The organism is Psychrobacillus antarcticus, from assembly GCF_029533155.1.
GTDB classification, from domain to species: domain Bacteria; phylum Bacillota; class Bacilli; order Bacillales_A; family Planococcaceae; genus Psychrobacillus; species Psychrobacillus antarcticus.
Window position 1 is genome coordinate 31698 of record NZ_JAIZDB010000029.1, and the last position, 25691, is coordinate 57388.

Here is a 25691-nt window from a genome sequence, read left to right on the forward strand (position 1 = left end):
TGTCTTACTTTTCTATCTCCGACTATTCTAAAGCGGATGCACCGCCGACAATTTCGGTAATTTCTTGCGTAATCGCTGCTTGACGTGCTCGGTTATAAACTAAAGTTAAACCGCTAATCATGTCAGCTGCATTATCTGTCGCGCTCTTCATTGCATTCATACGAGCTGAATGTTCACTTGCCTTACCGTCGAGTAATGCACCAAAAATAAGACTTTCCGCATATTGTGGAAGTAACACTTCTAGAATTGCTTCAGCAGAAGGCTCAAATTCATAAGAAGCGCTTGTGTCTCTTTTTACTGCAATATCCGTAAGCGGCAATACCTTTTTCTCAGTTACCTCATTAGAAATGGCACTGACAAAGTGGTTATAGTACATATAAAGTTCATCATATGTACCATCAGTGAACATACCAACAGCTTTTCGCGCTATTTCTTTAATATCGGAAAAAACTGGCTGATCTGGTAAACCAACTATTTCCCCGATTACATTTGAACCACGTTTTACGAAGAAGTCACGTCCCATACGACCAACTGCTAAAATAACATATTCATCTTTAGAAGCATGTCGTTTTGCTATTGCAGTAGATACAGCACGAATTATATTACTGTTATATGCGCCAGCTAAACCACGATCTGCAGTGAAGACAAGATATGCTGTTTTTTTCACAGGACGAGTAGTTAACATTGGATGTCCACTATCATTTGTTCCTGATGCAATTGCAGCTACTACTTCTTGAACTTTATCCATGTAAGGAATGTATGCTTTTGCATTTGTCTCTGCACGTCTGAATTTAGAAGAAGAAACCATTTGCATGGCTTTTGTAATCTGACTTGTTTTCTTTGTTGACGCAATTTTATTTTTTACATCGCGTAATGATGCCACTGGTATTTCACCACCTTATCGTTTTTTTTCACTAGGACATAAGAATTATTCAGATTTAGCGAAAGTCTTTTTGAATGCAGTAAGTGCACTTGTTAAGTCTTCTTCTGAAGGTAGATCTTTAGTCGTACGAATGTGATCTAAAACGTTTGTGTGGTTTGAATCGATCCAGCTATATAGTTCAGCTTCAAAACGAACAATATCTTTTACTGGAATATCATCTAAATGTCCACGAGTTAGAGCGTATAAAATAAGTACTTGTTTTTCTACTTTAATAGGACTGTTCAAGCCTTGTTTTAATACTTCAACTGTACGAGCACCACGGTTAAGTTTCCCTTGAGTAATTACGTCAAGATCTGATCCAAATTGTGAGAATGCTTCTAGTTCACGGAATGACGCTAAGTCAAGACGAAGTGTACCCGCAACTTTTTTCATTGCTTTTATTTGAGCTGATCCACCTACACGAGATACCGATAAACCAGCGTTAATTGCTGGACGTACGCCCGAGAAGAATAAATCAGATTGTAAGAAGATTTGACCATCTGTAATAGAAATTACGTTTGTTGGAATATAAGCAGAGATATCTCCAGCTTGTGTTTCAACGAACGGTAATGCAGTGATTGAACCTGCTCCAAGTGTTTCATTTAACTTCGCAGCGCGTTCAAGTAAACGACTGTGAAGATAGAATACATCCCCTGGATATGCTTCACGGCCTGGAGGACGACGAAGAAGTAATGAAAGCTCACGGTATGCAGCTGCTTGTTTAGATAGATCATCATAAACGATCAAGACATGCTTACCATCGAACATGAATTCTTCTGCCATTGTTACACCAGCATAAGGAGCTAAGTATAATAATGGAGCTGGTTGTGACGCAGATGCAGTTACAACGATTGTGTATTCTAAAGCACCTTTTTTACGAAGTGTTTCAACTACGTTACGAACAGTCGACTCTTTTTGACCAATTGCAACGTAGATACAAATCATATCTTGGTCTGCTTGGTTAAGAATTGCATCAATCGCAACAGAAGTTTTACCTGTTTGACGGTCACCGATGATTAACTCACGTTGACCACGTCCGATTGGTACAAGTGCATCAATCGCTTTAATACCTGTTTGAAGTGGCTCATGTACGGATTTACGTGCCATAACCCCTTGTGCAGGACTTTCGATTGGACGAGATTTTGTAGTTGCGATAGGACCTAGTCCGTCAACTGGTTGGCCAAGTGGATTGACAACGCGACCAATCAATTCTTTACCAACAGGAACTTCCATAATACGGCCAGTTCGACGTACTTCATCGCCTTCTTTGATGTCTGTGTATGGTCCAAGGATAACAATACCAACGTTATTTGCTTCCAAGTTTTGTGCCATACCTAATACACCAGTTGAGAATTCTAAAAGTTCTCCGGCCATGACGTTGTCGAGACCATGAGCAAGGGCGATACCGTCACCAATTTTGATAACTGTACCGACGTCGCTAACTTTCATCTCAGATTCATAATTCTCAATCTGCTGCTTAATCAAGACACTGATTTCTTCAGCTTTGATGCTCATGTATGTCACCTCTCATAATTTCATAATATTAACCGATCAAATTACGTTTTAAGCGATCTAATTTTGTGATTAGAGTGCTATCGTAAATGCGGTTTCCGATTTGAATACGTATACCACCAATAATAGATGGATCTACAATGTTTTGGATATTTAAAGATTGTTTACCAACGTTTTTAGCAAATACAGATGAAATGTTTGTACGTTCTTCCTCTGTCAATGGACGTGTAGTATATACCTTTGCTTCAGCAACACCTTGCGCTTCATTCGAAAGGATCATAAATTCTGAAATAATGTCAGATACATCCGCTAATCTATTCTTATCAATAAGCACTAAAAGTGTATTAATGACGATTGGGTTAGCATTAGCAAAAATTTGACGGATTAACTCTTTTTTCTTGTTTATAGATAACTTTGGAGAAGTGAATAAAGTCTTCACATCTTTGATACCATTCCAAACAATTTTAAGTTCACGTAAATCATTTTCGACTGCTTGTACTTCATTTTTTTCTGTTGCTAAATCGAACAAAGAGATTGCGTAACGCTTTGCTAGAGTTAAATTACTCAATTAACTTCGCCTGCCTTCGCAATCGTCGCCTCGATTAACGCACGATTATCTTCTTCCGAAATTTCTTTTTCAAGAACTTTCGACGCTGCAAGTACTGAAAGTGAAACTACTTCTTCTCGTACCGCTGCAATCGCTCTTTCTTTTTCTGTATCAATTTCACGGATAGCAGATTCTTTCAAACGGATAGCTTCAGAACGTGCAATTGTGATAATTTCCTCACGAGATGCATCGCCTTGCTTTTTCGCATTTTCTACAATCGCTAAAGCTACCGTACGTGCTTCTTTAAGTAAGTCACGTTGTTCTTCAAGTAAACGCTCAGATTCTCCACGGCTATTTTCAGCTGCTGCGATTTCACTAGCGATTAACTCTTCACGTTGAGTCATAATCCCCATAAGTGGACCCCAAGCTACTTTCTTCAATAAAGCCATAAGTAGGATGAAGAAGAATAATGTAGCTAAACTATCCCAAATATTCAGCCCATCCTGGCCACTAGCACCAAGTACAAGGTAATCAAAAGACACGATTGTTTCACTCCTTTCAAACGTTATTAAGAGGTAGTACTTCTATAATCTATTAAATGTATTCGTCCATATTCATACATAAAGAGAATGACGGAAATGTTTCCGCCATTATAATTTTTTATTTGTTTAATACGATGAAAGCGATAACTGCAGCGATAATTGGAATCGCCTCAACTAATGCTACCCCGATGAACATAACTGTTTGTAAAGCTCCACGTGCTTCTGGTTGACGAGCGATACCTTCTACTGTTTTTGAAACGATTAATCCGTTACCAATACCTGCACCAAGTGCACCTAAACCGATTGCTATAGCTGCTGCTAATAATCCTACTGAACCTGTCATTGTTTATTTCCTCCTTGGAATGTTGTACTTATTTTTTCTGTTTAAGAATCTAAACAGTTATATTAATGGTCTGTTGACACTTTGTGTGACATATAAACCATTGTTAACATAACGAAAATGAATGCTTGGATACCACCGATAAATAGGGAGAATCCTTGCCATGCCATTGCTGGAATAATTGCTCCAACAAAGCCAAATGCTGAGGATGTTGCTAAACCTGCGATAAGTCCTAAAAGAACCTCACCTGCATAGATATTACCGTAAAGACGAAGACCAAGTGTCAACGTATTTGCGAATTCCTCGATAATTTTTAATGGAAATAAAAACGGCATCGGCTTTAAGTATGTATCTACTGCATAGCCCTTCATTCCTTTTGCCTTTATTCCGTAATAGTGCGATAACATGATAACCATCACTGCAAGTGTCATGGTAATTGTTGGATCTGCTGTCGGGGATTTCCACCAAAGAACTCCATCATAGGATATCGAGAATGGAAGACCAAGTACGTTTGCTACAGCAATAAACATTAGAAACGTTATTCCAAGAACATGGAATCGTCCGCCTGTTTTCCAGTCAAAGTTACTTTTAATAATTCCTTTCACGAAGTCCATAATCCACTCCATGAAGTTTTGCATACCAGTTGGCTTCATCTTTAAGTTTCTAGTCGCAATAAAAGCGATTAGAAATACGATGAGTGTAGTAACAGCAAGCATTAAAATGTTTGACCAGTTACCGTACATCCCAAAAAGTTCAAATGTGGGATTTTTATGTTCCACGATTAATTCACCTCTCTTTCACATTCTCATTGCTGATTTTTTGAATGAAACATAATACGTTCTACAACAAGTAAAACATAGGGAATCATTAATCCGATAACGGTGCTAATGAGATGGATATACTCTGGAAGGGCAAGGGCAATTGCAACGGCGGCAACACCCGATGCAAATCGAAATGTTGTACCTAAACTTGCTCGTCCTTTTCCACTTTCAAGCACACGATCAAATTTCTCCATTCTACGTACTAGAATCCAGAAATTATACAGACCAAATAAAGAACCGAGTGCCAAGCCTGCAAAAATTGTCGAATAGGCCGATAAACCCCAACCTAGCGCAAAAGCTGCGAGCAAAAAAAATATGTACTTCTTTTGCTTCGTAAATATACGTTGCATTTCTAGCATTGATCGTTAATCTCCTGAATCATATTTTCGAATGGTAGCAATTATTGTCGACATGCAACTGTAAAGTTAAATTGAAGACATATTACTAGTAATAATGAGGTGGTTCTAATATTTCATTCACTCACATTTCTGTGAATGAGATAGAACCGGTAAACTGTTAGAGAATCGCAGAAAACAATGCTTTCTCTTTAAAAGGACGTCTAATATGACGTAGAAAAGAATCCTCACATTTTTTCTTATTAAGTAAAAACTGTGAATCTAGTAGAAAGTTAATCTGGCAACTGTTTCAAGTATGAAACCCCTACCATGATTATCCTTTTTAAGCATACAATAGGGGCAAAATGATGTCAATTGCTTATAGAGAAAAACCTAAGTAAGTTAACATTTCCGACAATTTATCGACAAAATTTACTTTTAGTCTTTTTGAAGGAAGTTTATTAGAATTTTAATAATCCTTTGTGAAGCATCACCATCTCCATAAGGATTACTTGCTCTAGCCATTTTTTATTACAAACACTTCTTTTATCGCGGTTTAACAGGTTGTAATACCCTACCTCAACTTTGGTGAGAGAAAATCTAGAAATTTAAGTTGGGGGATAAACAGCCTGTAAATCCCCCGATTGGTTCGGACCTACTGGATGTTGGTTACTCAGACATTACCACACGACGCGGAGTTATTTACCTGAGTTCAACTTTTCTATCATTGTGGGATGAATACCACTGATGGAAGTTTCACTTTATTTTGTACCAAACAAACGGTCACCGGCATCCCCTAAACCTGGAACGATATACCCGTGATCATTTAGCTTCTCATCAAGAGCAGCGATATAAATATCTACGTCTGGATGTGCTTGTTGAAGAGCTTCTACTCCCTCGGGTGCTGCGATTAAACACATGAACTTAATGCTAGTTGCCCCTCGAGATTTTAAAGAGTTTACCGCTTCAATTGCTGAACCACCAGTAGCTAACATAGGATCTATTAATATGAAATCGCGTTCTGCTACATCTGCGGGAAGCTTCACGTAATATTCTACTGGCTTTAACGTTTTTGGATCGCGGTAAAGTCCGATATGTCCTACTTTTGCAGCAGGAATTAACTTAAGAATTCCGTCAACCATCCCTATTCCAGCGCGTAAAATAGGAACTATTCCTATTTTTTTCCCTGTAAGTACTTTAGATTTTGTCAGTTGGACTGGCGTTTCTACTTCTACTTCCTCCAATGGCATTTCCCGCGTGATCTCAAACGCCATAAGTGTGGCAACTTCATCTACTAACTCACGAAATTCTTTTGTGCCTGTTTTTACATCGCGGATATATGTAAGCTTGTGTTGAATAAGTGGGTGATCAAATACAAATACTTTCGGCATATCAAGTAGCTCCCTTATGTTTTATTTAAATTCTACTAATTATAACAAAAAAAGAAGGATACATACAGTAATCCTACGTTTTTAATATTGCGTCTATTTGTAACAATGACATCGGTTTGTAAAAATAGAAATCTTGACCAATTGGACAGTCTAATTCATTTAGTGTTATTACCTGTTCTTTCGTTTCTATTCCCTCTGCAACCATTGTTAGATTTAGGTTTTTTGCTAGTAGTATGAGTGTTTGTACAATAGTTTTAGTACCTGACTGATGAATCTCTTGGATGAAGCTTCGATCTATCTTCATTTCTGTAATAGGCAATTGGTGTAAATAACTTAAAGAGGAGAATCCCATACCAAAATCATCCACCGAACTACTTATGCCAATTTCTTTTAATTCATTTAACTTGTACTTAGCTAACTCTAGATCAAACAACCCGATAGACTTGTTTTAGATTTTCCTTTATTTCAATAATTGTTTCTTTGTTCGTATCCTCTCCCTGAAGAAATTTATAATTTCTTCCTAGTACTTCTTCTTGCGTATAACCAGTGATTTCAGTAAATTGCGAATTAGTAAATATAATCGGATTATTTGGTTTGGAAGGATTCGTGATGATAAAACCAAGTTTATATTGCATACCCATACGACATAACAGATTCAACAAATTCTCTCTATCCATTTCATTCATAGGCAACTCACCACTACTTCCCTTTTTTGAATATTCTATTTTAAATAATCTTTAAACAATTATAGAGATACACGCTAGACTAATATTTTTCAAAATCTTTGTACAAAAAAGCCAGCTACTAGATATTTAAGTAGCTGGCTCTCTTATATGCTGATTTATTCGTATAATGGGAAGTTGTTTGTTAATGTTGCAACTCTCTCTTTTGCTTCTTTTAGTACTTCTTCATTCTCGTGATTTTTTAATAGCTTAGCAATGATAGATGCGATCTCTTTCATTTCTGCTTCTTTAAATCCACGAGACGTAACAGCTGGCGTACCAATGCGGACACCTGAAGTGATGAATGGGCTTGCTGTATCAAATGGAATTGTGTTTTTATTGACTGTAATTCCTACCTCATCCAAGACATGCTCCGCTACTTTTCCTGTTAGACCTAGAGCAGATACGTCTAACAACATCAGGTGGTTATCTGATCCACCAGAAACGATACGGATTCCTTCTTCAGTAAGGCTTTCTGCTAACGCTTTTGAGTTGGCAATTACTTGTGCTTGGTACTCTTTAAATTCTGGTTTTTGCGCTTCCCCAAATGCTACTGCTTTTGCTGCGATTACGTGCATTAATGGACCACCTTGAATTCCTGGGAAAATGGTTTTATCAATTTTCTTTGCGAATTCTTCTGTCGTTAAGATTAATCCACCACGTGGTCCACGTAATGTTTTATGTGTTGTAGATGTTACGAAATGTGCATGTGGAACTGGGTTAGGATGAAGACCAGCAGCTACTAAGCCTGCGATATGCGCCATATCTACAAATAGGTATGCCCCAATTTCATCTGCAATTTCACGGAATTTTGCGAAGTCAATGGTACGTGAATACGCGCTTGCTCCAGCAACGATCATTTTCGGCTTGTGCTCTAATGCGATTCCACGAACTTCTTCATAATCGATTAGTTCCGTTTCTTTGTTAACACCATACTCGATAAAATTATATTGAATACCACTAAAATTGACAGGAGAGCCGTGAGTTAAATGCCCACCGTGGGATAAATTCATCCCTAGGATTGTGTCACCCGGTTGCAGGGCAGTCATGTAAACTGCCATATTCGCTTGAGAACCTGAATGTGGTTGCACATTGGCATGTTCAGCACCAAAAATTTCTTTCAAACGATCACGTGCAATATTTTCCACTACATCTACATGCTCGCAGCCACCATAGTAACGTTTACCAGGGTAACCTTCTGCATATTTATTGGTTAGCACAGAGCCTTGCGCTTCCATTACAGCCTCTGATACGAAGTTTTCTGATGCGATTAACTCGATATTTGCCTGTTGACGCTTTTTCTCCGCTAACATTGCCTCATATACTGCTGGATCTTGTGATAAAATTTTCTCCACTATTCGTTCCTCCTCCAAATTCATCCGTAAAATGCACGTTCTCCGCCAATTAGCTTAGGCCGTGTATTCGCAATCAGTACGATTGCTTCCCCAATTTTCTTAATGGACAAGCGAATTGGTACAGCGACAGGTTGAAGCTGCATCCCAATTAGGGTTTGTCCTATATCAATGCCGGCATGTGCTTTTACATGCTCGACTACAACAGGGTCATTTAAATGTGTGTATGCATATGCAGACATAGAGCCACCAGCACGAACTACTGGAATAACTGTTACTTCCGGTAATCTATATAATAATTGTGCTTTTCTTTCCATTGTGATGGCGCGATTAATATGTTCGCAGCCTTGAAAAGCTAGATGGATATTGTTGCGCTTTGCAAATGCTTCCAAGGGGGTGAATAAAACCTCGGCAACTTCTAATCCGCCTGCAGTTCCAATTTTTTCACCAATAATTTCTGAGGTCGAACATCCAACGACAAATAAATCATTTTCACGAAATACGATTTGCTGTTCCACTTCTATAAGAAGCTGTTCGATTTGTTCTACCCATAAATTTTTTGCTTCCATCAGGAATCCCTTCTTCTATGCATTTTCTATTTCTGTAATTTTTTCTACTCGGCGCTTATGACGTCCACCTTCAAAGTCCTGTGCAAGCCAAGTTGAAACTATTTCTCTTGCATGCCCTGCTCCAATAACACGTTCACCCATTGCAATAATGTTGGAATCATTGTGATTTCTAGTAGCCTTCGCAGAAAACACATCATGAACTAGTGCACATCGGATACCTTTCACTTTGTTTGCTGCAATAGACATACCGATACCAGTACCACAGATTAAAATACCACGATCGAAATGACCATTTGCCACACCTTCTGCTACTGGCATTGCAAAGTCTGGAAAGTCAACAGAATCGTCATTTTTTGGTCCAAAATCTTCATAAGATAATCCTAATTCTTCAAGAAGCTGCATAATTTCCTGACGAAGATTATTTCCGCCATGATCGGAAGAAATAGCAATTTTCAACGCGTTCCCTCTTTTCTGTATATTACTCCATATCATCATACCATCTATCAATAAAAAATAACACAACTCATGCAAATTGAGTTGTGTTATTTTTGTTAAATTGGACCAATTTCTGAAAATAAAATAAATAAATCATAGAATAACATGAAATAATCTACAAAACACGAACCTTACCTATTTTTTTATATATAACGTTCGTGTTTATATCTTACTAGTAAATCGATCTTTCTACTAGGTAGTTTTTCGATCAAATTGAGATATAACTTTAAATAATTCTTCCGATTGTTGCTTTAAGTCGTATGATACGAATTCAATTTGCTCGATGGAACGAGCTTGTTCATCCGTCGCACTGCGAACCTCTTCAGCTCCTGCAGAAGTCTGTTCGGCAATGGCCGCTACATCTTGTGACTGACGTGCCGTGTTTTCTATATTGGTTAATTGTTTTTCCACTAGAGATGAAATTTCCACTACAGAATCCGCCATCTCATGAATCTTTGTAGACATTCCTTCAATTGCTGCATTTGTTTCGGAAACTCGTTTAGCCTCCCCAACTGCAAAGCTTACTTGGTCCGTCATCTGGTGGACAACTGTTTGTACGTCCGTTTGTATAGCTAAAATCAATTCAGAAATACCTTGTACAGCTTTAGCACTTTCATCTGCTAGTTTACGAACTTCCTCCGCTACTACAGCAAATCCTTTGCCATGTTCTCCAGCGCGTGCTGCTTCAATGGATGCATTTAGTGCAAGCAAATTCGTTTGTGCCGCAATATCTCCAACTAATTGAATAATACTTTCTACTTTCCCAGCATTGACTTCTAATTGATGAACATTTCCAAGGGCCGCCTCATTACCAGTAGCAATTTTTTGAATTCCATTTACTAGCGACTCAATAACCTCCGTCGTTTTGGATAAAACTGTGATCATTTCATTGGATTGTTTAGAAGACTTTTCTGCACGAATATTTACTTCGGAAGCTAATACTCGAACATCCTCTACTGATTCTGCTGTTTCCTGAACTGCTACAGCGGATTGCTCTGCACCTTCTGAAATCTGACCGATCGTTTGAGCGATTGCTTCTGCCTGCTCAGAAGCAATGGACGATTCTACGGAAAGCTGTTGAACTGTTTTATTTGTTTTCTCAAAGTTATCTTCAATACTTTGAACCATTTCCCTTAAGTTAACTAGCATAGACTGAAAAGCTATAGCCACTGACTGGATTTCATCTTTCGATTTCGGCACATCAACATTAACACCAATTTTCCCCTCTGATGCCAAAATTGCGACCTTTTCTAAGTTGAATAAAGGCTTGATAATAAGTCCACTGAAAAAATAAGCTAAAACACCTGACCAGAAAATTCCAAGTGCATAAGTCGCAATTTCAAATCCCCGAGAACTCGTTGCTCCTTCAAACAATATTGGCTGCAAGAAGTGTATAAATGCAGCACTTGTTGTATACGTGATCAATGCTAAAACCGTAACAAACAGCACAATCTTTTTTTGAAGTCCAAAACTGTACTTTTTCTTTTTCTTGTTCATCCCATTTCCCCCTGTAGTTTTTTCACTAGTTCATCTGTTAAAACTTGTAGTTCTCGAAAGGTATTTTCATATGTAAGCAAATCTCCCCCATATGGATCTGATACATCCATTACATCATTAGGGGTGGCAAACTCTTTGTACATATACACTTTGGAGATTGCGTGAGGGAATCCTAAAATAATTGTGTGTTTGTGAGAGGCAGTCATTGTTAGGATAAGATCCGCCCAATCTATCAACTTCTCATCCACAGAAGCAGATGTATGCGTAAATGGTATCATTCCTTGTTCTAATACTAATTGACTATTTCGAGATATAAGCCCGCCTTCCATAGCATAGATGCCAGCGGAACGAACCTCCAAGCCATCCATGTTTCGAGCCTTTAATAATGCCTCGGCAATCGGACTGCGACATGTGTTACCTGTGCAAACAAACAGAATTTTCATAGATCTATTTCCTCATCTCTAGTATATATTAATTATTCCTATAATTGTTTTAAAAATTGTTAAATATTTCGTAAAGTCAGAATACCCATTAAGAAAATAAGTACGCCGGCCAACCTTAAAATAATCGCTCGGTTCATAAAAGTATGTTTAAATATGACCTTTTGCGCTATAAATACAGCGATATAAGAAAAGAATCCAGCACTCAAAATAAACACAAATTTTTCTAATTTAAGCATACCAAATGAAACACTAACTGAAAAGGTATCTAAACTTGCAAATACTGCAAGTAAATAAGGAGACAACAGTGGTACCTGTTTTGGAGATTGGGCTAAAATCATTTGTAATCCTACAAGCGACAGCAAAATACCCGATAAATAAGGACTTGCATACGCCAAATAACTTTGTACGACCACCCCCGCATAATACCCGATTAATGGAAAAAGCATATGTAAAGACGCAACCCATGCAGCCAGTGTAAAGATTTGCTTTCGATATACAACCAATGAAAATAAAATAAGTACATCCACAGACATCAAGGCGCCTGCTAAAATTTCACGCCACAAAAAAATCTCCCCCGTCTATTTACATACTTAAATGTATGCAAATAGACGAAGGAGAATACAATATTAGCCAATATACCATTTTCCATTTGATGCTTTTTCCAGACGATTCATAATAGCCGTTCCTACACCTTCTGTAGACAATACCGGTACAAGAATGATATCGACATCTGTTTCATCACAATCTCTTAAAGCCTGATATAGTAAGTGTGCTGCATCATTCAGCTCATTTTTTTTACCTAATGAAAAGAAGTAGTCTACCTTCACCTGATTAAATGATTCACTTGCAATGATCGCTACTTTTTTCTGTTCACTATGTATTTTTTCTACTGCTTCTTGGAGTTTTACTATAGATGCTTCTATTAAATATACAGGAGAATCCGGTGCGTAATGAGCATATTTCATACCCGGTGCCCGCGGAGCTTCTTCATGATCCGTTGGTTTCGCTTCTCTCACTTGCCCAATCACTTTTTCTAGCATCTCTTTTGTTACTCCGCCTGGACGAAGAATAGTTGGTATTTCACTTACAAAATCTATTACAGTAGATTCCAGTCCTATACCTGTTGTTCCGCCATCTAAGATAAGAGGGATTTTTCCTTCTAAGTCATGATATACATGAGCTGCTTTTGTTGGACTTGGCTTTCCGCTTTTATTTGCACTAGGAGCAGCAACAGGTTGCTTTAATAATCTCAATAGTTCTAAGGCTACAGTATGTTCTGGTATTCTAACACCTACTGTTTGTAGTCCAGCTGTTACATTTTTAGCCAAAGTATCTGTTTTTAGTGGCAATATAAGTGTTAATGGACCCGGCCAAAACATATCCATACACATTTCCGCAAGCTTTGGAATATCGTGCGTAAATGCTTTTATCTCCTCTTTAGAGCCAATGTGGACAATAAGTGGATTATCCTGCGGTCTACCTTTTGCTTCGAATATTTTAGCTACAGCTTCTTCACACGTGGCAATCGCACCTAATCCGTATACAGTTTCAGTTGGAAAAGCTACTAATTCCCCTTTTGTTAACAAATCCACAGCCTGTGTATAACTAGACTTGTTTGTTGATAAATTATCCACAACCACGATGGTAGTTTTCATATTAGTTTTACTCCATTCTTCCATACTTATCCACAAATTGTTGATAACTTTCATGAAATTGTTAGTAACTATGTGGAAAACTTCTTTTTCAACCACTCCCAAACCCAGAATTTAGGTTTTTCTTCTTTTAGTTCTTCTTTATAGCATACTTTTGGAAAAAGTGCGCACCACCAGTTATCTCCCCTTGCGTCACCAATGGAAATAACAATCGATTCTGTCATTACTTGCGAAGAAATTCCTTCATTCCAAACTTTCGGTGGAAAACTTGCCAGCCCTTTAGAAATTGTAATTTTAGTGTCTAGTGAGTTTGATAGCTTCTGAACAACTTGCTCTAATTCGTTAAACGTATTTTGCGGATTATTTTGGTAGTTTAGTAAGATCGGTTCGATATAATGCTTCACGTCATTTTTTATTTGTTGATCTTCTATTGTATTGCTATTTGCAATTAGTCTAAAACGAATACCTTCTTGTTCTTCTCCTTGAAACAGTAGGAATAAACAAAACTGAATTAGTAACAGCATCCATACGAAGAAAATTAATGCATCTATTTGTTTTCCTATCCTCGGTGTCTTCTTAATCTCGTAATCTGGTAACATCTAACATTCCCCCTTAGGAACATTGTTACCAGTAGATTCATATTTTATTCAGTGATTGAGTCAACTTCATAAAATTAATTATTACTGAAACTCGAATATAGTTGATTTCCACTTGAGGCGGACGCTTTCCGCGGGCACGACTTCAATCTCCTCGGGCCAACAGGATGTTGGTCACGAAGGCGTTGCCACACGATGTGGCGCCTTTTAGCCTTTGTCCCTTTCAAGCGTTCTTGCGGGGCTTTCAGCTCGCGCTGTTCCCGCTGGAGTCGCCACCTGCGTTCCAATCAATGAGGTCCACTGTTATAATTGGATTATATGCAAACAAATGAATATAAGCTTTACTAGTGAAATGATGAAACTACTTGATTGTGCAAAAAACAAAGCGATTTTTTTGGTTAATATCTTGAACTACTTCTACTAGTGCATCCGGGAAGGCATTTTGAAGCATTTTATGGACAGCTGGACCTTGCTCGTAACCAATTTCAAATCCTATGAAGGCTGGAGTATTCATCATAACCGGAAGCTGTTCTGTCATTTTTCTATATAACTGTAAGCCATCTTCTGCTGCAAATAAAGCGAGATGTGGCTCAAAATCTATCACTGTGTCCGATAGGTTTTCTGCTTCAAGTGACCCGATATAAGGAGGGTTCGATAAAATAATATCCCATTTTTGATCGGCAATTGGTTCTAGTAAATCTCCTAGGTTAAATTCTACCTCTGCATTTAAGCGTTCGGCATTTTTTTTTGCAACGTTTAGTGCCTTTGAAGATATGTCTGTTGCGGTCACCCATGCATTAGGCATTTCCTTTTTAATAGTCAAAGCTATTGCACCACTACCTGTTCCGATATCCGCAATTTTTATCGTTTTATTTACCTCGAAAAGCTTTCTGGCTCTTTTTTTGACCTCTTCAATTAATTCTTCGGTTTCCGGTCTTGGAATCAGGACATCCTCATTAACTAAAAAATCCCGACCGTAAAAGCTTTCTTGTCCAATAATATATTGGAAAGGGCGACCTGTTGCGTGTTCTTCCACATAAGTCCAAAAGGTTTGATATGCTTCGGGAGTTATATCATCATATATAGCAATCATTAACTCGGAGTAATTCTTCTGTAAGACATGCTGCAATAAGTAGCGAGCAACTTCTTTTTCACGGTTATTTCCTTCTAAAAAAGAAGAAGCCCGTTTTAGGGCCTCAAAATTTGTTTTACACATTGGTATCATTCATTCTCTCTAATCTTTCTGCTTGGTCTTCCATTATTAAAGCATCGATCACTTCATCCATTTTACCTTCTAGGATCTGATCGAGTTTTTGCAAAGTCAAACCAATGCGATGATCCGTCACACGATTTTGCGGGTAGTTATACGTACGAATACGTTCCGAGCGGTCACCCGTTCCTACTGCTGATTTACGAACAGCATCGTATTCTGCTTGTGCTTCTTGACGGAATTTATCCGCTACGCGAGCACGAAGAATTTTCATCGCTTTTTCTCTGTTTTTGATCTGTGATTTTTCATCTTGCATGGAAACAGTAATTCCCGTTGGTAAATGTGTCATACGAACCGCAGACATCGTAGTGTTTACCGATTGTCCCCCAGCTCCAGATGAAGCGAATGTATCTACGCGGACTTCCTTTTCATGGATTTCCACATCTACTTCCTCAGCCTCCGGAAGTACGGCAACAGTAGCAGTGGAAGTATGAATACGACCGCCGGATTCTGTTTCTGGTACACGTTGAACGCGATGTGCACCATTTTCATATTTCATTTTGGAAAATGCACTTTTTCCGTTAATCATAAAAATTATTTCTTTGAAGCCGCCAAGTCCTGTTGGATTAGAGTCCATAATATCAATTTTCCAGCCTTGGGTTTCTGCAAATCTGCTATACATACGGAACAAGTTCCCTGCAAACAAAGCAGCTTCGTCTCCACCTGCTGCGCCACGAATTTCCATAATAACGTTTTTATCATCATTTGGATCTTTTGGAATTAACAACAGTCTTAGTCGTTCTTCCAATACTTCGATTTGGTCTTCTAATTCACTGACTTCTTCTTTCACCATATCTCGCATATCCGTGTCTAGTTTTTCCTCAAGCATTTGCTTTGAGTCTTTAAACTGGCTTTTAACTTCTTTGTATTCACGGTACGCATCTACAGTTCCTTGTAAGTCCGATTGTTCTTTTGAATATTCTCTTAGTTTATTTAGATCATTGACCACTTCTGGGTCACTAAGTAATTCGTTTAAATTATTGTAACGATCTTCTACCGATTGTAATCGATCAAACATCGAGCTCACCTCGTTCGTTTAAGTCTATATCATTCCTATTATAAAGAAAAAGTAACATTCCCGCTACTTTTTCTGTAAAGGTTTTGGTTGTAGTATAAAAATATTAAGAAAAATGCGATGGTCTTTAAGGTCAAAATCTGTTTTCTATCGTTTTCGAAGGGCTTTGGACAGACTTGTTACTATGTTATTACCGATTGATTTTTTGAGAGGCTAGTCGTGACTTTGTCACGACTAGCCTCTCTTTTTTCGGTAATTTTATGGACTTATCTGTCCGTCGCCCTCCTGAAACTCTTAGAAACAGGTTAAGGGCTTTTTGGGTAACTAGAGAAAAGGTACTTTCCTACTTATAGAGGAAGCTCACGAAGATACAATTTCGTTCGCAATCTCGCTTCTTTATTTAGTAAACACTTACTATTTCTCTTATTTCCACTAGATGAAAGAAAATCTACTTGTTTCATCCTGCATTTCAGAATAGTATTCCTAATTTAGCAGAGGGTTTGTCACTATACTAACTTTGAGCACTATTATCATCTAAGCGATAGGATATGTTAAATCTAAATATTGAGTACTACTCACTTCATTGATTGTAGTGAAAGGTGACGACTCCGGTGGGATGAGTGAGACAGATGAGATATCACAACGACGCGGAGCGACGGTGATAGCTCATCGCTCACCCCGCGGAAAGCGTTCGCCTGAAACGGAAATCAATAGTAATTTTGGATTTTATTCTTTTAATAAACCACTTCAAAAAATGCATGAAGTGTTTTTAATATACTTTATAACGGTGGGTTGGCGTGGCATTTTCTGCATACTGGGTAGTAGGAGTCGTTGCCGCCTATTTGGATTTGTTCGCCCGTGTAGACAGGTTTTCTTTGGTCGTCAACACGTAGATTCATGATTGCTTTTTTATGACAGAACCAACAGATGGTTTTCATTTCTTCAATTTTGTCGGCGTAGATCAGCAGGTAGCGGCTACCTTCGAAAAGTTCGTTTTGGAAATCATTTTTTAGTCCAAAGGCCATTACCGGAATGTCTAATTCGTCGACAATTTTTGTTAGTTGTAGCACATGGTCCTTTGATAGGAACTGCACTTCGTCGATTAAGACACAGTAAGGTTTTGGAGATTCTGCATGAACTAATTCAAATAAGTTGGTTTCATCGTAGATAGCTGTTGCTTTTCTTTTCAATCCAATTCTACTAGAAACATGACCAACTTCGTCCCGTGTATCTATACCTGGTGTGAATATTAAAACCGGTTTGTTTTGTTCCTCATAATTATGAGCAACTTTTAAGATTTCGATTGATTTCCCACTATTCATTGCCCCATGTTTATAAAATAATTGTGCCATAATTTGTCTCCTTGTGTTCTATGTATTTCTTCTACTTATTTATAACATACGTGAACTATTATCGGAAATCATATTTACCCAAAAACAAAAATACCCGCAAAGCATAATGCTTTGCAGGTACTCTAGTATTAGTTTTCTTCGATTTCTTCTTTAATGCCGTATTTTTTGTTGAAGCGATCTACACGGCCATCAGCTGATGCGAATTTTTGACGCCCAGTGTAAAATGGGTGACATTCGTTACAGAACTCGACTTTAATGTCAGATTTTACAGAACCAGTTGTAAATGCGTTACCACATGAACATGATACTGTTGCTTCTTTGTAATCGGGATGAATTCCTGCTTTCATCTCTATCTCTCCTCTCGCCCTGAACCATCTGGAACAGAGTTGGTTATGATACTGATACCTTACACGATCCGATTGTTGTCAATCGCATATGTAGCAGAAATATGTGTTGTTACGTTAAATATAATACCACATTTAGAAATCTAATGCAAATGTTTAGTTATTATAAGGTTACTTTTCCGCTGCGATGTGCTTTCATTTCTACAGCTAGTTGCTCAAAAAATGCTTCGTTTGTTTTAGATAAGCGAATTTTTTTCAAGAAGCGCTCACCAAAGTCAGATGAATCCGAGAATGTTTTACGAATTGCCCAAAGTTTTTCCAACTGATCTTTCGGAATAAGTAACTCTTCTTTTCTCGTTCCAGAACGGCGAATATCGATAGCTGGGAAGATTCTACGCTCTGCAAGATTTCTGTCTAAATGAAGTTCTAAGTTACCAGTTCCTTTAAATTCCTCATAAATAACTTCGTCCATACGAGATCCAGTATCGATTAGTGCAGTAGCAAGAATAGTTAAGCTACCACCTTCTTCAATATTACGTGCTGCTCCGAAAAATCGTTTTGGACGATGGAATGCTGCTGGGTCAATACCACCTGAAAGTGTACGACCACTTGGTGGGATAACCAAGTTGTAGGCACGTGCTAAACGAGTGATGGAGTCCATCAAAATGATTACGTCGCGTTTATGTTCTACTAAACGCATGGCTCTTTCAAGTACTAGCTCTGCCACTTTGACGTGATTTTCTGGAACCTCATCAAATGTCGAACTTACAACGTCTGCTTTTACAGAACGCTCAATATCCGTTACTTCTTCTGGACGCTCATCTATTAATAAAACAATTAGTTCTGCATTGGGATGATTCGTTGTTATTGCATTAGCAATTTCCTTAATAAGTGATGTTTTACCAGCTTTCGGTGGCGCCACAATTAATCCACGTTGTCCATAACCTACAGGCGCAACTAGATCCATAATACGAGTTGATAGTTTATCAGGTTCTGTTTCCAATTTGATATGGCGGTCAGGATATAAAGCAGTTAGTCCTGGAAAATGAACTCTTTCTTTCGCTACTTCTGGGTCCTCGCCGTTAACTAATTCTACATGCAGCAATCCATAATAGCGTTCACTTTCTTTTGGTGGTCGCACTTTCCCTGTAACTTTGTCCCCATTTCGAAGGTCAAATCTTCTAATTTGAGAAGCAGAGATATAGATGTCCTCTGAGCTAGGTGAGTAGTTAATTGGACGTAAGAAACCGAAGCCCTCTTGTTGAATAATTTCCAGTACGCCTTCCATGAAGAAAAATCCTTCTTGTTCCGCACGAGATTTTAAGATTGCGAAGATAAGTTCTTTTTTTGAAAGTTTACTATAAGCGGCTATTTTAAATTTCCGCGCAAGTGTGTAAAGTTCTTTTAGAGTCATGTTTTCTAACTCATTAATTGTTGTTTGTGTCATATAGGAATGCACCACTCTTTATAATTTTTTATTGTTTTGCTAATTTTGAAATGTTGAAGAAAGAAGTTTTATAAGAGGATACCCGACGTCCTTGTTTGGTCGCCGGGTAAAACATAAAGGAAAGTTTCTTATTTTACAGTACTAAATTTGGTTTTTTGTTCAGACTGTGACGTCCTTCAACAAATCGAACTGTACCTGATTTAGCGCGCATAACGATAGAATGCGTTGAACCGAAGGCACCTTTAAATTGTACTCCACGAAGAAGTTCTCCATCTGTCACACCTGTTGCTGCAAAAATAGCGTCATCGCCTTTAACTAAGTCTTCCATGCGTAAAACTTTGTTTACATCGAGACCCATCTTGATGCAACGTGCTAGCTCTGCCTCGTTTTGAGGCACAAGTTTCCCTTGGATTTCTCCACCTAGACACTTTAATCCGACAGCAGAGATAACACCTTCTGGAGCTCCACCCATTCCGAATAAAATATCTACACCTGTTTCATCAAACGCTGTATTAATAGCTCCTGCAACATCACCATCAGTAATTAGCTTTATACGTGCTCCAGCTGCTCTAATTTCATCAATCATTTTTTGATGACGAGGACGACCTAAAATAGTTGCCACAACATCTTCAATGTTTTTATTTTTTGCACGAGCAACTGCTTTTAGATTATCTAAAACCGATGCATTTATATCAACTAGACCCACAGATTCAGGCCCTACAGCAAGTTTATCCATATACATATCTGGGGCATGGAGTAAATTTCCACGATCAGCTATTGCAATTACCGCAAGTGCATTCCAACCACCTGAGGCTACGATATTTGTACCTTCTAAAGGATCTACTGCGATGTCTACGTGAGGACCATCAGTACCAAGACCAAGTTTTTCACCAATATATAACATCGGTGCTTCGTCCATCTCTCCTTCTCCGATTACAACGACGCCTTGCATAGGGATTGTGTCAAAAACTGTACGCATAGCAGTTGTTGCTGCATCATCCGCTTCGTTTTTTAAACCCCTACCCATCCAACGTGCAGATGCGATTGCTGCTGCTTCTGTTACTCGAACCAATTCCATTGATAAACTACGTTCCATTATTATATAAGCCTCCAGTTTTGCATTATCCGAATTCCGAGCCTAATTTCTTCCTGTCTCATTGTAGCATATTTGTCAAGATTACTAAGTGACAATTATCCATAAACAAATCACATGGCTAGTAGAATTTTAATCATTATTTATTTCCACTTCTTTTATTTCTACTCTTCTAATATCCGCACCTAGTCCTTGAAGCTTATCAACTAAAGAGCTATATCCTCGTTCTATATGAAAAATATCTTGGATTTCCGTTTCTCCATCAGCAATTAAACCTGCCAGTACAAGCGCTGCTCCGGCCCGAAGATCACTTGCCCTTACGGTAGCAGCTTCTAATTTCACTGGACCTGTAATAATTGCTGTTCTTCCATCCACTCGTCCATTTGCATTCATCCGACGTAACTCATCGATGTGTTTAAAACGAGCAGAATATATAGTATCTGTGATTACAGAAGTTCCCGTTGCTTGGGTCATCAATACAGAAAAAGGTTGTTGTAGGTCAGTTGCAAATCCAGGATACACCAATGTTTTCACGTCAACAGGTAATAGATTTTCCACTTTAGGAATGACAATCTGTTCTTCGTATTCTTCCACTTTCACACCCATTTCACGGAGCTTAGCAGTTAATGCCTCCACGTGAAAGGGAATCACATTGTCAATCGTAACGCCGTCTCCAGCTAAAGCTGCCATGATCATAAAAGAACCAGCTTCAATACGATCGGGAATAATCGTGTGCTTTGTCCCGTGTAATTCTTCTACACCATCAATTCGAATAACATTTGTTCCTGCACCCTTGATATTAGCACCCATATTAGATAACAAAGTTGCTACGTCAATAATTTCTGGTTCTTTTGCAGCATTTTCAATAATCGTACGACCTTTTGCTTTAACAGCTGCCAACATAATATTAATGGTAGCACCTACGCTCACAACATCTAAATAGATTTTCGCACCGACTAAATTTTGCGCACGCAAATAAATAGCACCATGTTCATTTGAAACGGATGTACCTAACGCCTCGAAACCTTTAATATGTTGATCGATTGGTCTTGGGCCTAAGTGGCATCCACCAGGTAAGCCTATTGCTGCTTTTTTGAATCTTCCAAGCATTGCACCCATTAAATAGTAAGAAGCACGTAGTTTTTTGATGTTACCATTTGGAAGAGGCATATCCACAACATTTGTCGGATCAATCGTCATTGTTCCATTTTCAAATGTTACTACTGCTCCTACTTCTTCTAAAATTTCTTTTAATGTCAAAACGTCTGAAATTTCTGGCAAACCTTCGATAGTTACAGGGGAATTCGCCAATAATGAAGCGGGAATAAGTGCTACTGCACTATTTTTCGCCCCGCTTACCTTAATGGTTCCTTGAAGGCGTTTTCCCCCTTTTATTTTATAAACTTCCATACAGTTCTCCTCGTCTTGTTACTCGCTTTTACGATTGTTCCAATCCGCTAGAAATCCTTCAATTCCCTTGTCTGTTAAAGGATGATTAAATAGTTGTCTTAGGACTTTAATAGGTGTTGTGGAAATATGCGCACCGTTTAAAGCTGCATCCGTAATATGTTGCGGATGTCTAATTGAAGCTGCAATAATTTCAGTTTCAATATTATGGATATTAAAGATCTCCGCAATCTTTGCTATCAATTCCATTCCATCATGACCGATATCGTCTAAGCGACCTAAAAATGGCGATACGTAAGTTGCTCCAGCACGTGCTGCTAGCAACGCTTGGTTTGCGCTGAAAATAAGCGTTACATTCGTTTTAATACCTTCTGAACGGAATACAGAACAAGCTTTAAGTCCTTCTGGAGTCATAGGTAGTTTTACCGTAATATTCGGTGCAATGGCAGCAAGTTCTCTTCCTTCGTTAATCATACCTTCTGCATCAAGTGCAATTACTTCCGCACTAACAGAACCGTCAACTAACGCAGTAATTTCACGAAGGCGATCGTGAAATGAGATATTTTCTTTTGCTACTAGCGATGGATTCGTTGTTACTCCGGATAGAATCCCCCAAGCATGTGCTTCTTTTATTTCGTCAAAATTGGCAGTATCGATAAAAAATTTCATATGACTCATATCCTCCTCATGATGGAAAAACAGGAGAAGGTTCTTTTGAACTCTTCTCCCCTGTAGCTATTTTTCTTACTTATAATTAGGCTTTATTTGAACTGCCAAACTCACGCATTTTACCGGTTACTGTTGCTTTAATAGCATCGCGGGCAGGCGTCAAATATTTACGCGGGTCATATTGCTCTGTGTCAGACGCTAAATACTCACGAATTGCTTTAGTTGCGGCAATTTGGCTTTCTGTATTTACATTAATCTTCGCAGTTCCTAATGAAATTGAGCGTGTAATATCATGTGTTGGTATACCTGTTCCACCATGTAATACAAGTGGAAGGTCCGCAAGTTTCGAGATTGCTTCCATTTCTTTGAAACCTAAGTTTGGTTCCCCTTTATATGGTCCATGAACAGAACCTAAAGCAGGTGCTAAACAGTCGATTGCTGTACGTTTGACAAGTTCTGCGCATTCAGCAGGGTCTGCGTAAATAACTCCATCCGCAATAACGTCATCTTCTTGTCCACCTACTATTCCCAGTTCGGCTTCTACAGATACATTGCGTGCATGTGCATATTCTACAACTTTAGTTGTGATTTCAACGTTTTCTTCAAAGGAATGATGAGAAGCATCAATCATGACAGATGTGAATCCTGCATCAATTGCTTCTTTACATTTTTCAAAGCTAGATCCGTGATCTAAATGAATTGCCACTGGTACGGAAATTTTATAAGATTCCATTAATCCTTTTACCATATATACGACTGCAATGAAGCCACCCATATATTTTGCTGCACCTTCAGATACACCTAGAATTACTGGTGATTTTTCTTCCTCTGCCGCTAAAAGGATTGCTTGCGTGAACTCTAAATTATTAATGTTAAATTGTCCTACTGCATATCCTTCTCTTTTCCCTTTTTCCAGCATTTCTTTCATCGAAACTAAAGCCATTGAAATGGACCTCCTCTGTTTGCTGTTACACTCCGCGATTATCTTTAATTTAATGGTATTTTCTACTTTTCTTCTCCATCATAACAAAAACAGGCGATGTTTTCCACTGCCCGGTGTTACAACTTATTTCAGGAGATTATTTACAGAATCTCTTAGTTCAAATACATCAAATGGCTTAGTGAAATACAAAGACGCCCCTAATCTCTTTGCTTCTTCTATGAAGTTTAACTCCCCGTATGCGGTCATCATCATGACCGGGAGATCACTCCACTGTTGTTTGATTAACTTTAAAATTTGAATTCCATCCATACCAGGGATTTTCATATCGAGTAAAACTCCATCGATTTTGTGCTTCTTAATAAGTTCCAACGCCTCATACCCATTTGCAGCTAGACTGACTTCATACCCATCTTGCGTAAACACTTCTTTTAACAACAACCGTATTCCTAACTGATCATCCACTATTAAAATATGTCTCATACAAGAAAACCCCTTCTTTGTTAATCCCTACTTATATAATACGATATCGATTAAGACAAGTCCTCTATTTTTTAAACTATTTTCCATCTTTTATAGATATATTACCTACTAATTGATAGCGTACGGAGTGACGAACTTTGTTTTATCCCGGTTTAACAGGCTGTAATACCCCCACCTCAAACTTTTTAGGTAATCCGAGAAAAATAGGTGGAATGTAAGCAGTCTGTCAAACCACTATTGACGGAATTTTTACTTTATAATAAAGGAGAGGTGAATTACTATGAAAATGTTAACTACACAACTTTCGGGTTTGCTACAAAGAATTTCTAGCTCTGAGGAAGAGAATATCGAGGAAACAGCTCGTTTACTTGCGCAAGCCGCAGCTGGTGAAGGAACTATTTTTTTCGCTACTTTCGGGGAAATGAAAAGTATTTCCATTAATGCACAGTTTGCAGCGGAGCCATTCCCTTCTATGCAATCTTGGTCAGACGAAATCGAACTGACAAGTGCAGATCGTGTTTGGATTCTCACTCGTTCCTGTTACGACGAAGAGGCCCTGACTCTAGCTAAAAAGTTGAGTGATGAGTTTATTCCTTTTAGTGCCTTAGCGGCTGAACCGGCAAGCTATGATAATATGCTAGCCGACCTTGCTTATACATACATACCTACAAAACTCACTAAAGGGCTACTTCCCGCGGAAGATGGAACACGTATCGTTCTCCCGCATGCTCTGGGTGGATTATTTGTTTATGAAGCAGTGAAGATGAAGATAAACGAAATGCTGGTTGGTGAATAGTTTATACAAAAATGCCTAGAGATAGTTTTCTTTAGGCATTTTTTGTTGATGAATTTTGGTATTTTTCCCCTTTTCGCGAGTGTGTAATCTAGCAGCGCGAGTATTTGCCTGTTGAACGAGAGTAAACAGAGGTTAAGAGCAAGTACTATGATTTCCGTTACAGTCGGACACTTTCCGCACGGATCGGTAATTACATTCCAATCAAATATAGAGTAATTACTGAGAGAATTCCTTCTTAAACAGAGATTCCATTATATATAATCCGTTACTTGCGGAGCCGGGTTCTTTACTTGCGCCCAATGAAACTTTACTGGTGGTCCACTGTTAGTTACTGGCGGTTATTCTTCGTTTACTTGCGCAGGTTGAGGAAATACTAGCGGAACGGAATTTTTTCCCTTTTTTATACTGTGAGATGTGTTTAATTTGTTATATAGGTTCTACGTCAAATGTTGGGGTGAAGTAAAATTTCCTTCACCTTAACCAACATGAGTTCCAATCTTTTTATACTTGTGCGTTAGTAAGATTTTAGCTCGAAATCTCAAGAAATTTCGATAACCAAATGCGTTTCTTTTAATCACTTTTGTCAAATTATTAATGCCTTCTAAAAAACCATTAGAATAGTTGTAAACAAAGCTATTAAGAATTTCTACTTGCCAATTTTGTAGCGTTTTTATAGCCTTATTGAATTCCGGAATATCCACTTGTTTTACATGCTCATAAAAAGCATATAATGTTTCTTTGGTCTGGAGGATTTCCTCTGGACCATTCTCTTTTGCTTGAGTAAACCATAGTTGAAAGGCTTCCTTCAATTCATAGGCCTGCTTTAATTCTTCAGACATGGAGAGATAACGATCTAAATACCAACGGTCTTCCTCTGTTAATTTCTTGGAATTCCGGTGGAATACGTACCGCATTCTCTTACACTTTTTTCGGTCATAATCATTCCAAGTAGATTGGATTCTTCTCCGTACACCATCTAATGCCCAGTAAATATAACGAACAAAATGAAAACGATCTGCCACAATGACAGGCTTACCAAGAGCACTTGTAACTGCAGCTTTAAAAGATGGACTCATGTCCATGATGACAATTTCTACATTTGCTCCATGTTGTTGAAGATAGTGCTTTATCGTTTTTTT

At 38.3% G+C, this 25691-nt stretch carries 30 protein-coding genes; 1 reads left to right on the forward strand and 29 read right to left on the reverse strand.

The features are described from left to right. Positions 1 to 22: 22 nt before the first annotated feature. The 28 genes from atpG to LDK52_RS15215 form a co-directional block, all read right to left on the reverse strand. Positions 23 to 883 (reverse strand): ATP synthase F1 subunit gamma, encoded by an 861-nt coding sequence (gene atpG / locus LDK52_RS15080; RefSeq protein WP_277586772.1) that lies wholly within the window; start codon positions 881 to 883, stop codon positions 23 to 25. Between the two features lie 45 nt (positions 884 to 928). Continuing rightward, positions 929 to 2437, reverse strand: a complete 1509-nt coding sequence (gene atpA / locus LDK52_RS15085; protein ID WP_277586773.1) for a F0F1 ATP synthase subunit alpha — start codon at positions 2435 to 2437, stop codon at positions 929 to 931. Positions 2438 to 2465: 28 nt separating this feature from the next. Further along, complete coding sequence (locus tag LDK52_RS15090; protein WP_277586774.1) at positions 2466 to 3002, reverse strand: F0F1 ATP synthase subunit delta; 537 nt, start codon at positions 3000 to 3002, stop codon at positions 2466 to 2468. Continuing rightward, entirely contained in the window at positions 2999 to 3523 is a 525-nt protein-coding gene (gene atpF, locus LDK52_RS15095) for a F0F1 ATP synthase subunit B (protein ID WP_277586775.1), read from the reverse strand. Before atpF ends, LDK52_RS15090 begins: the two co-directional genes overlap by 4 nt. 118 nt (positions 3524 to 3641) lie before the next feature. Beyond that, the gene (atpE, locus tag LDK52_RS15100; RefSeq protein WP_277586776.1) at positions 3642 to 3866 is read right to left on the reverse strand and encodes a F0F1 ATP synthase subunit C; all 225 of its coding nucleotides are present in this window, start codon (positions 3864 to 3866) and stop codon (positions 3642 to 3644) included. 62 nt (positions 3867 to 3928) lie between these two features. Further along, positions 3929 to 4642 carry a F0F1 ATP synthase subunit A gene (atpB, locus tag LDK52_RS15105; RefSeq protein WP_277586777.1) on the reverse strand — a complete coding sequence of 238 codons (714 nt, stop codon included), beginning with the start codon at positions 4640 to 4642 and terminating at the stop codon, positions 3929 to 3931. Between the two features lie 26 nt (positions 4643 to 4668). Then, positions 4669 to 5043, reverse strand: coding sequence for an ATP synthase subunit I (locus LDK52_RS15110; protein ID WP_277586778.1), 375 nt, complete (start codon positions 5041 to 5043; stop codon positions 4669 to 4671). Between the two features lie 737 nt (positions 5044 to 5780). Continuing rightward, positions 5781 to 6410 carry a uracil phosphoribosyltransferase gene (gene upp / locus LDK52_RS15115; RefSeq protein WP_277586779.1) on the reverse strand — a complete coding sequence of 210 codons (630 nt, stop codon included), beginning with the start codon at positions 6408 to 6410 and terminating at the stop codon, positions 5781 to 5783. Positions 6411 to 6483: 73 nt separating this feature from the next. Further along, positions 6484 to 6843: an EAL domain-containing protein gene (locus LDK52_RS15120; RefSeq protein ID WP_277586780.1), complete on the reverse strand. Its 360-nt coding sequence runs from the start codon at positions 6841 to 6843 to the stop codon at positions 6484 to 6486. Next, a complete protein-coding gene (locus tag LDK52_RS15125; protein WP_277586781.1) occupies positions 6836 to 7096 on the reverse strand; it encodes a PAS domain-containing protein in 261 nt (86 codons plus the stop codon). Before LDK52_RS15125 ends, LDK52_RS15120 begins: the two co-directional genes overlap by 8 nt. Positions 7097 to 7251: 155 nt before the next feature. After that, the gene (gene glyA, locus LDK52_RS15130) at positions 7252 to 8511 is read right to left on the reverse strand and encodes a serine hydroxymethyltransferase (RefSeq protein ID WP_277586782.1); all 1260 of its coding nucleotides are present in this window, start codon (positions 8509 to 8511) and stop codon (positions 7252 to 7254) included. Next, the gene (locus LDK52_RS15135) at positions 8508 to 9053 is read right to left on the reverse strand and encodes a TIGR01440 family protein (protein ID WP_277586783.1); all 546 of its coding nucleotides are present in this window, start codon (positions 9051 to 9053) and stop codon (positions 8508 to 8510) included. Before LDK52_RS15135 ends, glyA begins: the two co-directional genes overlap by 4 nt. Before the next feature lie 15 nt (positions 9054 to 9068). Further along, positions 9069 to 9509 (reverse strand): ribose 5-phosphate isomerase B, encoded by a 441-nt coding sequence (gene rpiB / locus LDK52_RS15140; protein ID WP_277586784.1) that lies wholly within the window; start codon positions 9507 to 9509, stop codon positions 9069 to 9071. A gap of 231 nt (positions 9510 to 9740) precedes the next feature. Then, positions 9741 to 11045, reverse strand: coding sequence for a methyl-accepting chemotaxis protein (locus LDK52_RS15145; RefSeq protein ID WP_277586785.1), 1305 nt, complete (start codon positions 11043 to 11045; stop codon positions 9741 to 9743). Further along, on the reverse strand, positions 11042 to 11488 hold the full coding sequence (locus tag LDK52_RS15150; RefSeq protein ID WP_277586786.1) for a low molecular weight protein arginine phosphatase: 447 nt from the start codon (positions 11486 to 11488) through the stop codon (positions 11042 to 11044). The genes LDK52_RS15145 and LDK52_RS15150 overlap by 4 nt, the downstream gene beginning before the upstream one ends. A 59-nt stretch (positions 11489 to 11547) precedes the next feature. Continuing rightward, positions 11548 to 12051, reverse strand: coding sequence for a manganese efflux pump (locus tag LDK52_RS15155; RefSeq protein ID WP_277586787.1), 504 nt, complete (start codon positions 12049 to 12051; stop codon positions 11548 to 11550). Positions 12052 to 12114: 63 nt separating this feature from the next. Beyond that, positions 12115 to 13143, reverse strand: coding sequence for an L-threonylcarbamoyladenylate synthase (locus LDK52_RS15160; RefSeq protein WP_277586788.1), 1029 nt, complete (start codon positions 13141 to 13143; stop codon positions 12115 to 12117). A gap of 68 nt (positions 13144 to 13211) precedes the next feature. After that, positions 13212 to 13739, reverse strand: coding sequence for a stage II sporulation protein R (locus LDK52_RS15165; protein WP_277586789.1), 528 nt, complete (start codon positions 13737 to 13739; stop codon positions 13212 to 13214). Between the two features lie 358 nt (positions 13740 to 14097). After that, complete coding sequence (gene prmC / locus LDK52_RS15170; protein ID WP_320415369.1) at positions 14098 to 14952, reverse strand: peptide chain release factor N(5)-glutamine methyltransferase; 855 nt, start codon at positions 14950 to 14952, stop codon at positions 14098 to 14100. Next, positions 14945 to 16024 carry a peptide chain release factor 1 gene (prfA, locus tag LDK52_RS15175; RefSeq protein ID WP_277586791.1) on the reverse strand — a complete coding sequence of 360 codons (1080 nt, stop codon included), beginning with the start codon at positions 16022 to 16024 and terminating at the stop codon, positions 14945 to 14947. The genes prmC and prfA overlap by 8 nt, the downstream gene beginning before the upstream one ends. A 776-nt stretch (positions 16025 to 16800) precedes the next feature. Further along, positions 16801 to 17373 carry a thymidine kinase gene (locus tag LDK52_RS15180; protein WP_277586792.1) on the reverse strand — a complete coding sequence of 191 codons (573 nt, stop codon included), beginning with the start codon at positions 17371 to 17373 and terminating at the stop codon, positions 16801 to 16803. A 128-nt stretch (positions 17374 to 17501) separates the two neighbouring features. Continuing rightward, entirely contained in the window at positions 17502 to 17720 is a 219-nt protein-coding gene (gene rpmE / locus LDK52_RS15185; RefSeq protein WP_277586793.1) for a 50S ribosomal protein L31, read from the reverse strand. A 160-nt stretch (positions 17721 to 17880) separates the two neighbouring features. Then, the gene (rho, locus tag LDK52_RS15190) at positions 17881 to 19164 is read right to left on the reverse strand and encodes a transcription termination factor Rho (RefSeq protein ID WP_277586794.1); all 1284 of its coding nucleotides are present in this window, start codon (positions 19162 to 19164) and stop codon (positions 17881 to 17883) included. A gap of 133 nt (positions 19165 to 19297) precedes the next feature. Next, on the reverse strand, positions 19298 to 20260 hold the full coding sequence (glpX, locus tag LDK52_RS15195; protein ID WP_277586795.1) for a class II fructose-bisphosphatase: 963 nt from the start codon (positions 20258 to 20260) through the stop codon (positions 19298 to 19300). Positions 20261 to 20389: 129 nt separating this feature from the next. Next, positions 20390 to 21667 carry a UDP-N-acetylglucosamine 1-carboxyvinyltransferase gene (locus LDK52_RS15200; RefSeq protein WP_277586796.1) on the reverse strand — a complete coding sequence of 426 codons (1278 nt, stop codon included), beginning with the start codon at positions 21665 to 21667 and terminating at the stop codon, positions 20390 to 20392. An 18-nt stretch (positions 21668 to 21685) separates the two neighbouring features. After that, positions 21686 to 22333 (reverse strand): fructose-6-phosphate aldolase, encoded by a 648-nt coding sequence (gene fsa, locus LDK52_RS15205; protein WP_277586797.1) that lies wholly within the window; start codon positions 22331 to 22333, stop codon positions 21686 to 21688. 85 nt (positions 22334 to 22418) lie between these two features. Beyond that, on the reverse strand, positions 22419 to 23276 hold the full coding sequence (locus LDK52_RS15210) for a class II fructose-bisphosphate aldolase (RefSeq protein ID WP_277586798.1): 858 nt from the start codon (positions 23274 to 23276) through the stop codon (positions 22419 to 22421). Between the two features lie 123 nt (positions 23277 to 23399). Then, on the reverse strand, positions 23400 to 23756 hold the full coding sequence (locus tag LDK52_RS15215) for a response regulator (protein ID WP_277586799.1): 357 nt from the start codon (positions 23754 to 23756) through the stop codon (positions 23400 to 23402). Positions 23757 to 24036: 280 nt separating this feature from the next. Here LDK52_RS15215 and LDK52_RS15220 point away from each other — a divergent pair, with 280 nt between their 5' ends. After that, on the forward strand, positions 24037 to 24552 hold the full coding sequence (locus LDK52_RS15220) for a DUF2529 family protein (protein WP_277586800.1): 516 nt from the start codon (positions 24037 to 24039) through the stop codon (positions 24550 to 24552). A gap of 476 nt (positions 24553 to 25028) precedes the next feature. Here the strand turns inward: LDK52_RS15220 and LDK52_RS15225 are convergent. Then, positions 25029 to 25691 (reverse strand): ISL3 family transposase (locus tag LDK52_RS15225; RefSeq protein WP_277586801.1); only part of this gene is annotated, 663 nt, incomplete at its 5' end.

Bases quoted from the DNA above. Each gene is read 5' to 3' on its own strand.
- atpA (WP_277586773.1), bottom strand. From the start codon at position 2,437: ATGAGCATCAAAGCTGAAGAAATCAGTGTCTTGATTAAGCAGCAGATT.
- atpE (WP_277586776.1), bottom strand. From the start codon at position 3,866: ATGACAGGTTCAGTAGGATTATTAGCAGCAGCTATAGCAATCGGTTTA.
- LDK52_RS15110 (WP_277586778.1), bottom strand. From the start codon at position 5,043: ATGCTAGAAATGCAACGTATATTTACGAAGCAAAAGAAGTACATATTT.
- upp (WP_277586779.1), bottom strand. From the start codon at position 6,410: ATGCCGAAAGTATTTGTATTTGATCACCCACTTATTCAACACAAGCTT.
- LDK52_RS15125 (WP_277586781.1), bottom strand. From the start codon at position 7,096: ATGAATGAAATGGATAGAGAGAATTTGTTGAATCTGTTATGTCGTATG.
- glyA (WP_277586782.1), bottom strand. From the start codon at position 8,511: ATGAATTTGGAGGAGGAACGAATAGTGGAGAAAATTTTATCACAAGAT.
- LDK52_RS15135 (WP_277586783.1), bottom strand. From the start codon at position 9,053: ATGGAAGCAAAAAATTTATGGGTAGAACAAATCGAACAGCTTCTTATA.
- LDK52_RS15145 (WP_277586785.1), bottom strand. From the start codon at position 11,045: ATGAACAAGAAAAAGAAAAAGTACAGTTTTGGACTTCAAAAAAAGATT.
- LDK52_RS15150 (WP_277586786.1), bottom strand. From the start codon at position 11,488: ATGAAAATTCTGTTTGTTTGCACAGGTAACACATGTCGCAGTCCGATT.
- LDK52_RS15160 (WP_277586788.1), bottom strand. From the start codon at position 13,143: ATGAAAACTACCATCGTGGTTGTGGATAATTTATCAACAAACAAGTCT.
- LDK52_RS15165 (WP_277586789.1), bottom strand. From the start codon at position 13,739: ATGTTACCAGATTACGAGATTAAGAAGACACCGAGGATAGGAAAACAA.
- prmC (WP_320415369.1), bottom strand. From the start codon at position 14,952: ATGTGTAAAACAAATTTTGAGGCCCTAAAACGGGCTTCTTCTTTTTTA.
- prfA (WP_277586791.1), bottom strand. From the start codon at position 16,024: ATGTTTGATCGATTACAATCGGTAGAAGATCGTTACAATAATTTAAAC.
- LDK52_RS15180 (WP_277586792.1), bottom strand. From the start codon at position 17,373: ATGGCACAATTATTTTATAAACATGGGGCAATGAATAGTGGGAAATCA.
- rpmE (WP_277586793.1), bottom strand. From the start codon at position 17,720: ATGAAAGCAGGAATTCATCCCGATTACAAAGAAGCAACAGTATCATGT.
- rho (WP_277586794.1), bottom strand. From the start codon at position 19,164: ATGACACAAACAACAATTAATGAGTTAGAAAACATGACTCTAAAAGAA.
- glpX (WP_277586795.1), bottom strand. From the start codon at position 20,260: ATGGAACGTAGTTTATCAATGGAATTGGTTCGAGTAACAGAAGCAGCA.
- LDK52_RS15200 (WP_277586796.1), bottom strand. From the start codon at position 21,667: ATGGAAGTTTATAAAATAAAAGGGGGAAAACGCCTTCAAGGAACCATT.
- fsa (WP_277586797.1), bottom strand. From the start codon at position 22,333: ATGAAATTTTTTATCGATACTGCCAATTTTGACGAAATAAAAGAAGCA.
- LDK52_RS15210 (WP_277586798.1), bottom strand. From the start codon at position 23,276: ATGGCTTTAGTTTCGATGAAAGAAATGCTGGAAAAAGGGAAAAGAGAA.
- LDK52_RS15215 (WP_277586799.1), bottom strand. From the start codon at position 23,756: ATGAGACATATTTTAATAGTGGATGATCAGTTAGGAATACGGTTGTTG.
- LDK52_RS15220 (WP_277586800.1), top strand. From the start codon at position 24,037: ATGAAAATGTTAACTACACAACTTTCGGGTTTGCTACAAAGAATTTCT.